1 protein-coding gene is annotated in these 2422 nt (G+C 62.9%); it reads left to right on the top strand.

The genetic code is table 11. The features are described from left to right. The first annotated feature begins 535 nt into the window (after window positions 1-535). A complete protein-coding gene (locus ACIBG6_RS39400) occupies window positions 536-2317 on the top strand; it encodes a reverse transcriptase domain-containing protein (RefSeq protein ID WP_399227586.1) in 1782 nt (593 codons plus the stop codon). The last annotated feature ends 105 nt before the right edge of the window (window positions 2318-2422 follow it).

Below are 2422 nucleotides of genomic sequence, written 5' to 3'. Positions count from 1 at the left end.
GTGCGCCACGAGGCGCTCTGTTTGTATCCCCGGCTCAGCCGGGAGGAACTCGGAAGGAGGTTCCTGGGCCGGATGACTTACCTGGATCCGAAAGGCGAAGGGGACAACAGCATGTCAGATAACCAGTGACCGGGCTCAGTTGTCAGAGACGGTGTGCTGGGCGGCCCGCGCGATATGGCGAAGACTGGATTGTTTGAAGCCCAATCTCCAGAAGATGCAAGTTCCCATCCGCCGGAAAGACGACTGAAACCGGCGCCGCGCTCTGCCTTGGATTCGAAGGTTGTCCGGGGCACTTCCGGGGCTCGGAGCGATGTCCAGCGAGGACATCCAAGGAGATGAGTGGGACGCCTAAGTCGCGCTAGAACGTACAGACAGAGACGAACGTGGGATCGCCTACGGGACGCGAGTCCTATGGCGACGGAGGCCCCGTAGTAGTCGCCGGAGTCACGACCGGCCAGGGAGGACGGGAAAGCCGTCCACATCGGGCGAAGGGGGCCAGGTGATTCGGACACCTCAGAGTCGGGAGGTATGCGAAATGCAGAGTGCCAAAACGGTGCTGGGTGTCCTGCGTGATCGCGGCAGGCGTGGCCTGCCGTGCGAGGAACTGTATCGGCAACTGTTCAATCCGCAGTTGTATCTGCTGGCCTACGGGCGGATCTACGCCAATCACGGCGCGATGACGCCCGGGGTCACGCCGGAAACCGTGGACGGCATGTCACAGCGGAAGATCGGACGGATCATCGAGGCGATGCGCTATGAGCGCTACCGCTTCCGTCCGGTCCGGCGTGTTCATATCCCGAAGAAGAACGGGACGACGCGTCCGCTGGGGCTGCCGACCTGGTCGGACAAGCTCGTCGGTGAAGTGATTCGCCTGCTGTTGGAGGCGTATTACGAGCCGACGTTCTCCGACCGCTCCCATGGGTTTCGCCCCCGCCGTGGCTGCCATACCGCTTTGCGGGAGGTGGACCACACCTGGACCGGGACGTCCTGGTTCATCGAAGGGGACATCGCCGACTGTTTCGGCAGCTTGGACCATCAGGTCCTGCTGTCGATCCTCGGCGAGAAGATCCATGACCAGCGGTTTCTGCGGCTGGTGCGCAACATGCTCAAGGTCGGATACCTGGAGGACTGGAAGTGGGGGGCCACGCTCTCAGGAGCACCGCAAGGCGGAGTGGCCTCCCCGGTTCTGTCCAACATCTACCTGCACAAGCTGGACGAGTTCGTCGATAAAGTCCTCGTTCCGGAGTACACCCGAGGAAAGCGCCGGGCCAGGAACCCGGCGTATCTGGAGTTGCAGAATCTGCTGGCGAAAGCCCGCCGGCGCGGCGACCGGGTCCAGGCCCGTGCGTTGCGTCAGCGGATGGTCAGTCTGCCGAGTGCGGATCCGAACGATCCGGCATATCGCAGGCTGCGCTACATACGCTACGCGGACGATCATCTCCTCGGCTTCACCGGACCGAAAGCCGAGGCCGAACAGATCAAGCAACGCCTGGCCCAGTTCCTGCGTGACGAACTCAGGCTGGAACTGTCCCAGGAAAAGACGCTGATCACTCACGCCCGCACCGGGGCAGCGAGGTTTCTCGGCTACGAGATCACGACCCAGCACAACGACACGAAGAAGACCGGCCGTTACCGTCGGGTCAACGGCCAGATCGCCCTCCGTGTCCCACGGGACGTGATCAAATCCAAATGCGTCCCTTATCTTGACCGCGGAGAACCCGCGAAGAAGACGGCCCTGATCAACAGCACCGATCACGCGATCGTGGCGACCTTCGGGACCGTCTACCGGGGCATTGTCCAGTACTACCTGCTCGCCGGAGATGTCTTCCGGCTGCACCGGCTGCAATGGGTCATGGAAACATCCATGCTCAAGACCCTCGCGGCCAAGCACCGCTCGTCGGTATCGAAGATGGCCGCCAAGCACAAGGTCAGAATCGACACACCCAACGGGCCCCGAGTCTGCTTCGAGGCCCGTGTCGAGCGGAAGAACAGGAAACCACTGGTGGCACGGTTCGGTGGAATTCCCCTCCAACGGCAGCGAGCGGCTCAACTCGCCGACCGCGAGCCGGTCCGGGTGGACTATCCGCAAAAGGAACTCATCGCGAGACTCCTGGCGGACACCTGCGAAATCTGTGGAAGCAAGGGCAACGTGCAAGTGCACCACGTCCGCGCTCTCGCCGACCTCGCACATGCCGGATGGCAGCCTTCCGACTGGGCACGCGTCATGCTCCAACGACGCCGCAAAACGGTCGTGGCCTGCGACGTCTGTCACGACCGTATCCACTCGGAACAGCCAGCCAGAACACACACGCCGTAGTCACTGGAGAGCCGGATGACTGGGAAACCGTCATGTCCGGTTCGGCGGGAGGCCGCGCGGAACAGGACTCGCTCACAGCGGGCACCTCACCGCGCGGCCGACCCA

The organism is Streptomyces sp. NPDC050842 (assembly GCF_044456565.1).
Lineage (GTDB): Bacteria > Actinomycetota > Actinomycetes > Streptomycetales > Streptomycetaceae > Streptomyces.
Note: the sequence above shows the minus strand (reverse complement) of the source record. Positions and strands in the feature narration are given on the sequence as shown.